The sequence below is a fragment of the Protofrankia coriariae genome, from assembly GCF_001017755.1.
Taxonomy (GTDB): Bacteria; Actinomycetota; Actinomycetes; order Frankiales; family Frankiaceae; genus Protofrankia; species Protofrankia coriariae.
The window spans coordinates 177,367-184,107 of record NZ_JWIO01000002.1 but is presented as its reverse complement, the minus strand read 5'-3'; the positions used below and the strand labels follow the sequence as shown (position 1 = coordinate 184,107).

Here is a 6,741-nt window from a genome sequence, read left to right as displayed (position 1 = left end):
GCCCGCCGACGGTGGCCGGCCGCTGGTCACTGCTGCCAGCGCGGGATCCCGACCCGACGCTGCGCGCCCACGCGCAGGCCGAGATGCTGCTCGACCGGTACGGGATCGTCACCCGCGGCACAGTCGCGGCCGAGGGGATCCCGGGCGGTTTCGCCGGGGTGTACCGCCTCCTGTCCGCCTTCGAGGACAACGGACAGTGCAGACGTGGATACTTCGTGGAATCCCTCGGCGCGGCCCAGTTCGCCGTCCCCGGTGCGGTCGACCGGCTGCGGGCGATGCCGGCGACGTCCGGCGCACTCGTGCTCGCCGCGACCGACCCGGCGAACCCCTACGGCGCCGCCCTGCCCTGGCCGGCGGCCCAGCCGGCCAACTCTTCGGGACACCGGCCGGGACGCACACCGGGTGCGCTCGTCGTGCTCGTCGACGGCGAACTGGTGCTCTACGTCGAACGCGGCGGCCGGACGTTGCTGACCTGGACCGACGACCCCGAACGGGTGCAGCCGGCGGTCGACGCCCTCGCGCTCGCCGTGCGGGACGGCTGGCTGGGACAGCTGTCCGTGGAGAGGGCCGACGGCCAGGCCGTGCTCACCAGCGAACTGCGCACCAGCGAACTCGGCCAGGCCCTGGAACGCGCCGGCTTCCATCCCACACCGCGCGGCCTGCGGCTACGGGCCTGAACCATCCCGCATGAGTTCGCGCAGGCCGTCGGCGAAGCCGCGCAGGGCCGCGGTCCCGCGTTCGAGCTCACCGTCGCGCCCCGCCACCGCCCCCGCCGGCGACAGTGCCGACGACAGCGCCGACGGTGTCGAGGCGAGCAGGTCACTGGCCGCGGCCAGCATCTCGTCGAGGGCGTCCGCGGCGGTCGTCATCGAACTCACCAGGCCCGTGATCGTAGTAGTGATCTCCGCTCGACGGCCTGGGTCGACGACCGTACGCGCCGCCGACTCACAGGCCAGCGCCCGGGCGGCCTGGCCGCGCAGACCATCGACCACCTGGGCGGCCGACGCCATCGCCGCGCGGACCGCCTCGGCGGCGGCCCCGGGCGGCAACGACCGCAGCATGGCTGCGAGCGCGACCACCGCCGCCTCGCCGCGATGCAGGGGCTCCGCGGCGGCCGAGCCCCGTATCCGCAGCCGCGAGGGCAGCGGCGCCGTCGGCAGCGGCAGAGCCGCCGGCAGCGCCGGAGCCGCCCGCGCCTGACGCCAGGACAGACCGGCCCGCACGAGCGCGCCGGCGCCCACGACCAGCCAGCCCCACGTCCCGTCGAGCACCGCGACCGCCGGGGTGAGGACCGCGACCCCGGACCACGCCCGCGCGGATGCGGCCGCGCGGCGGCGCTGCCGGGCCTGGGCACGGATCAGCCGCTGCTCGCCGCGCAGCAGGTTCCGGCGTTCGATATCGGCACGCAGCCACTCCGGCAGGCGGCTGCTCGGCCCCGTCCCGCGTGCCGGCAGCATCGTCAGGCGTCCGGCCGATCAGCCTGTCCCTTGTCCAGGGACAGCGTGCCGTCGGATCCGCCCACCGCTGGCCCGGCCGACAGGGCCGTGCGGATCTCGGCGAGACGGTTGGACGCCTTCGCGTCCAACGACGCCCTACGAATCTCCAGCATCCGCGACTCCACCCCCTGCGAGGACAGTTCGTGCCGTCCCAGGGCGATCGCGTAGCGCTGCTCGACCTTGTCCCGAACCTGCCCCAGCGTCGGGGTGTCGCCTGGCGGGGTGAGCCGGGACATGCCGTCGAGCGCCTTGCTCATCTGCTCCTGCATGGCGGCGTGCTCGATCTGGGTCAGCAGCCGGGCCCGCTCGGCGAGCTGCCCCTCCAGCCGCAGCGTGTTGTCCTCCACCGCGCGGCGGGCCTGCTCGGCGGAGAGTGCGGCCTGCTGGTGCAGGGCCTTGAGGTCGTCGAAGGAGCTCTCCGCGGCGACGAGCTGGCTGGCGAACGCCTGCGCGGTCTGCTCGTAGCGGGCTGCCGCGTCCGCCTCGCCCTTCGCGCTGGCCGCGTCCGCGAGCAGGATGGCCTGGCGTGCGGAGGCGGTCAGGCTCTCGACCTCCTCGATCTGGCGCGCCATCCGCATCTCCAGCTGCCGCTGGTTGCCGACGACCGCGGCAGCCTGTTGCACGAGCGCCTGGTGTTGCCGCTGCGCCTCGGTGATCGCCTGGTCGATCTGGACGCGCGGATCCGCCTTCTCGTCCAGCTTCCGGTTCGCCGACGCGGACAGATAGCGGTAGAGCTTGCGGACGACGTTCGCCATACCCCGATCGTCGCACGTCAAGCCGGACATCGGTGCCCCCCGGCCCACTAAAACGGACGTCGGCTAGACGGCACCGCCGTCGACAGTCGGCTCAGGCGGCACGGTCGACCACGGCGGTGGTCGCGCCGCCACGGGACTGCATGGCGGGAGGCTGCATCGCGGGGGGCTGCATGGCGGCCATCGGCGGCATCCCCGCCATCGGGGCGCCCACCCGGGCCGGACCGCCGGCCGCGAGCTCGGCGAGCTCCAGATCGTCGCTCACCTCACGCAGCAGGTCGGCGAGCCGGACGCCGAGCGCGTCGCAGATCGACGCGAGCAGCTCGGAGCTGGCCTCCTTCTGTCCCCGCTCGATCTCGGAAAGGTATCCGAGCGAGACTCTCGCGTTGGAGGACACCTCACGCAGGGTCCGGTGCTGATCCTGGCGGCGGCGGCGCAATGCCTCGCCGAGCATGCGTCGGAGCAGGACCATCGTGCCTCCTCCTTCGTCCTCGGGCTGGGCCTTACCGTATACCTGCTGTCCACCGTGATGGCTGGCCGTTGATACGACTGTAACCATGTAAGCAACACGCGTCCGGCGGTTCATCCCAGTCAACAAGTATGAACAGTCAGGGTACGCCGAAGAGCGTCCAACGCCTGGACGACCGCATAGATACGGTTCGTACGACGGTCACCGGGGAGGCGCAGGGACCTCGTCAGCGTGCCGAAGGCACCAACCATACCGATGTGCAGCGTCCCGACGGGCTTGCCCTCCTGCTCGTCGGGACCGGCCACCCCGGTCACCGCCAGCCCGTTGCTCGCCCCCAGCAGGTCCCGTACGCCCGCGGCCATCGCCGCCGCCGCCTCCGGGGACACCGCGCCGGACGTCGCCAGCACGTCCGGGTCGACCCCGAGCACGTCCCGCTTGGCCTCGGTGGCGTAGGAGACCACCCCGCCGCGCAGCACCGCGCTGGCACCGGCGACGTCGGTGAGCCGGCCGGCGAGCAGCCCACCGGTCATCGACTCGGCGACGGCGAGCGTCTCACCGCGCTCGGCGAGCAGCCGCAGGACGGTCCCCTCCAGCGAATCGTCGTCGACGCCGTAGAGCGCGATCCCGAGCGCGTCGCGGGCCGCCTTCTCCACCGGCTCGATGAGCCGGTGGGCCTCGGCCCGGTCGGTGGCGCGGGCGCTGACCCGCACCCGGGTCTGCCCGCCGCTGGCCAGAAAGGCAATTGTCGGGTTTCCGACCGGGGCGAGCCGCTCGACCTCGCCGGCCAGCGCCTGGGCCACCGCCGACTCCCAGATCCCGGCGGTGCGCAGGACCCGGTGCACCACGACCGCCGGCTCCCCGGCCCGGCGCAGCAGATCCGGCAGGACCGACCCGGTGAACATCGCGTACATCTCGTTGGGGACGCCAGGCAGGGCGTACACCACGCCACCGGCTGTTTCCAGACGGACGCCGGGGGCGGTGCCGACCTCGTTCGGCAGCGGTTCGGCGCCCTCGGGAAGATCCGCCTGCCGGTAGTTCATCTCCGGCGCCCCCCGGCCCGTACCGCCCGGCGCGTCCCGCCGCAGCGCCTGGAACCAGCGGCGTAAGGACGCCTCGAGGAAGGGATCCCGGCGCAGGGCCACGCCGGCCGCCAGGGCGATCCCCTCCCGGGTCAGATCGTCCTGGGTCGGCCCGAGCCCGCCGGTGAGGATGACCGCGTCCGCGCGGCCCAGCGCCGCCCGGATCCCGGCCGCGATCGTTTCGACGTTGTCGCCCACCACCGTCGACATCGTCAGCCGCACGCCCACGTCGGCAAGCTGCCGCCCGAGCCACGCCGCGTTGCCATTGACGATGTCCCCGAACAGCAGCTCGTCACCCACTGCCAGCAGTTCAGCCCGCATCGCTCTCCTCGGAGATCGCGGGAACCGGCCGCGTCGCCTGCCGTCGCAGGGCCACCGCCCGTCCCACATAGTCAAGACCGGTGACCACCGCCACCAGCACCCCGGCGGCGAGAACGACCGCCCGCGCGGAGGCGGCGATCCCTTCCAGCGGGAGCACGTAGAGACCGATCGCGCAGTTGAGCAGCAGGGTCTTCAGCTTGCCCCCGCGGCTGGGTGCCATCACCTCGTAGCGGATCATCCGTAACCGCAGCAGGGTGACCCCGACCTCCCGGACCGCGACGACCACCGTCACCAGCCACGGTAGGTCATCGAGCAGCGACAGGGACAGCAGCGCGGCGCCGGTGAGAGCCTTGTCCGCGATCGGATCGAGGATGATCCCGAAATCCGTGACGATCCCGCGGCTGCGGGCGACATATCCGTCGACCTGGTCGGTGACCGCCGCGAGCGCGTAGACGGCGAACGCCGCCACCCGCCAGTCGGAACCGTCCTGCCCACCGGCGAACATGAACACCACGAACACCGGGACGAGCGCGACCCGCCCGACGGTGAGCGCGTTGGCAAGATTCAGCCGGCTGACGGCGGCCCCGCTCATGCCACAGGGTCGACTGTCACAGGGTCGACGATGTTGAGGAGCTCGGCGACCAGGTCCACCCCTTCGGACGCGACCACCTTCGCACTCACCAGATCGCCCACCCGCACCCGCGCGGCCTCGGCCGCTGGCAGGCGGACCGTGCACGCTCCGTCGACCTCGGGCTGCTGGTGCGCGGCCCGTCCATGTGCCAGCCCACCGTCGACCTCCTCCACCAGGACCTCGACGACCGAGGAGAGTCGCTGCTGCGCGCGGGCGGCGGTCAATTGCTCGACCAGGTCGGTCACGCGCGCCTGGCGCCGGCGTACCGTGGCCGGCGTGACCTTGCCGGGCAGGGTGGCCGCCTCGGTCCCGTCCTCGTCGGAGTATCCGAAGACCCCGACTGCGTCGAGGTCGGCGTCGGTGAGGAAGCGCTCCAGCAGCGCGACGTCCGCCCGGGTCTCGCCCGGGAAGCCGACGATCACGTTCGAGCGGGCGCCGACGTCCGGGGCCAGCGCGCGGGCCCGCGCCAGCAGATCGAGGAAGGCGTCCGCGCCACCGAAACGGCGCATCCGCCGCAGCACCGACGGACTGGCGTGCTGGAACGACAGATCGAGGTAGGGGGCGACTCCCGGAGTCGTCAGCACCGTCTCCAGCAGGGACGGGCGTACCTCGGCGGGCTGCAGGTACACCGCTCTGACCCGGACCACACCGGTGATCGCGGCCAGTTGGGGCAGCAGTTTCTCCAGCGCCCGCAGGTCCCCGAGGTCCTTGCCGTAGGAGGTCGAGTTCTCGCTGACCAGGACGAGTTCCCGCACGCCCTGGCCGGCGAGCCACTCGGCCTCGGCGAGGACGTCCTGCGGTGGCCGGGAGACGTGTGCCCCGCGGAACGTGGGGATCGCGCAGAACGCGCAGCGCCGGTCACAACCACTGGAAATCTTCAACGACGCGACAGGTCCCCCGAGCAGGCGCTGGCGCAGGACCGGCGGGCCGGAGGCGGGCCCGGTCCGCTCCGCCCGTCCCGTCCGCTCCGCCTGGCGGTCGACCGGTGTGATCGGCAGCAGGGTCCGCCGGTCACGCGGAGTGTGCGCCGCGGGTTTCTCGCCACGCAGCACCGCGTCCAGATGGCTGCCGAGCGTCGGGTAGGCGTCGAAACCGAGGACGGCGTCGGCCTCCGGCAGACTGTCGGCGAGCTGCCGGCCGTACCGCTCGGCCAGGCAGCCGACTGCGACCACGGCCTTCGGGCCCCCGGCGTCCGTGGCGGCGTCGCGCAGATCGGCGGCGGCGAGCAGCGTGTCGATCGAGTCCTTCTTGGCGACGTCGACGAAACCGCAGGTGTTGACCACCACGGCGTCGGCGGTGGCCGGATCGTCGACCACGGCCCAGCCATCCCCCCCGAGCCGCGCCGCGAGCTCCTCGGAGTCCACGTCGTTGCGGGCACAGCCCAGTGTGATCAGCGCGACACGGCGAACGGGACGATCGGGCACGACGTCAGGCTACCGGGATGCCGGGTTACCAATGGCACAGTCTCCCGACGCACCCAGACCCACACGTACGGTGAGGACCTGGCCGGGGCTGCCCCCCAGTCCCAGATCCCGCCCGTTGCAGAAGACCGCCACCGATCCGGCATTGCCGATTTTGATCTCCATGGAACGGGCCGCCTTCACCAGACGGCTGTCGCCGGGCTGCAGGAGCTGCTGCAACAGGACCCGCTGTGCCTCGTCCCGCATCTCCAGCCAGCTCGGCTCGTCCCGTACCGCCACCTCGACGTTCACCCCGCTCGGCGCGGGCGTCGCGGACCGCACGGGTGCGGCGGACGCGCCGGCTCCCGGCGTCGCCGGCGGGACCGTGGCGGCCGCCCGGACATCGGTTGGGCCGCGCAGCGCACCGCCGGAGTCGTCCGGGACAAAGACGGCGAGAGCGGCCAGGACACAGACCGCTACCAGCGCGACGATCACCGCGGGTGCCCAGGGGAACCCCCGACGGGCTACCGCCCCGTGCGGGATCAACGGATCGACCGGCCGCGACGGGAGCGGCTGCGGCCCGGTCGACCGGC

General features: G+C 72.9%; 7 protein-coding genes and 1 pseudogene (1 of these 8 only partly in view). 1 reads left to right on the top strand and 7 read right to left on the bottom strand.

Annotated elements, in window-relative coordinates:
* A pseudogene (locus FrCorBMG51_RS01885) lies at positions 1-677 on the top strand (ATP-dependent helicase) (it extends 3,828 nt beyond the left edge of the window).
* On the opposite strand, the gene pspM reads toward FrCorBMG51_RS01885, so the two are convergent.
* The 7 genes from pspM to FrCorBMG51_RS24555 all read right to left on the bottom strand — a co-directional run.
* Positions 666-1,457: a phage shock envelope stress response protein PspM gene (gene pspM / locus FrCorBMG51_RS01880; protein ID WP_047221394.1), complete on the bottom strand. Its 792-nt coding sequence runs from the start codon at positions 1,455-1,457 to the stop codon at positions 666-668. The pseudogene FrCorBMG51_RS01885 and the gene pspM sit on opposite strands and share 12 nt — an antisense overlap.
* A 2-nt stretch (positions 1,458-1,459) precedes the next feature.
* Complete coding sequence (locus FrCorBMG51_RS01875; protein ID WP_047221393.1) at positions 1,460-2,251, bottom strand: PspA/IM30 family protein; 792 nt, start codon at positions 2,249-2,251, stop codon at positions 1,460-1,462.
* A gap of 91 nt (positions 2,252-2,342) precedes the next feature.
* The gene (locus FrCorBMG51_RS01870; protein WP_047221392.1) at positions 2,343-2,720 is read right to left on the bottom strand and encodes a helix-turn-helix domain-containing protein; all 378 of its coding nucleotides are present in this window, start codon (positions 2,718-2,720) and stop codon (positions 2,343-2,345) included.
* Positions 2,721-2,839: 119 nt separating this feature from the next.
* Positions 2,840-4,117 carry a competence/damage-inducible protein A gene (locus FrCorBMG51_RS01865; RefSeq protein ID WP_047221391.1) on the bottom strand — a complete coding sequence of 426 codons (1,278 nt, stop codon included), beginning with the start codon at positions 4,115-4,117 and terminating at the stop codon, positions 2,840-2,842.
* Complete coding sequence (locus tag FrCorBMG51_RS01860) at positions 4,107-4,709, bottom strand: CDP-alcohol phosphatidyltransferase family protein (protein ID WP_047221390.1); 603 nt, start codon at positions 4,707-4,709, stop codon at positions 4,107-4,109. The genes FrCorBMG51_RS01865 and FrCorBMG51_RS01860 overlap by 11 nt, the downstream gene beginning before the upstream one ends.
* The gene (locus FrCorBMG51_RS01855) at positions 4,706-6,172 is read right to left on the bottom strand and encodes a MiaB/RimO family radical SAM methylthiotransferase (protein ID WP_047221389.1); all 1,467 of its coding nucleotides are present in this window, start codon (positions 6,170-6,172) and stop codon (positions 4,706-4,708) included. Before FrCorBMG51_RS01855 ends, FrCorBMG51_RS01860 begins: the two co-directional genes overlap by 4 nt.
* A 9-nt stretch (positions 6,173-6,181) precedes the next feature.
* A partial coding sequence (locus tag FrCorBMG51_RS24555) for a DUF4115 domain-containing protein (protein ID WP_235433235.1) occupies positions 6,182-6,741 on the bottom strand: 560 nt, incomplete at its 5' end.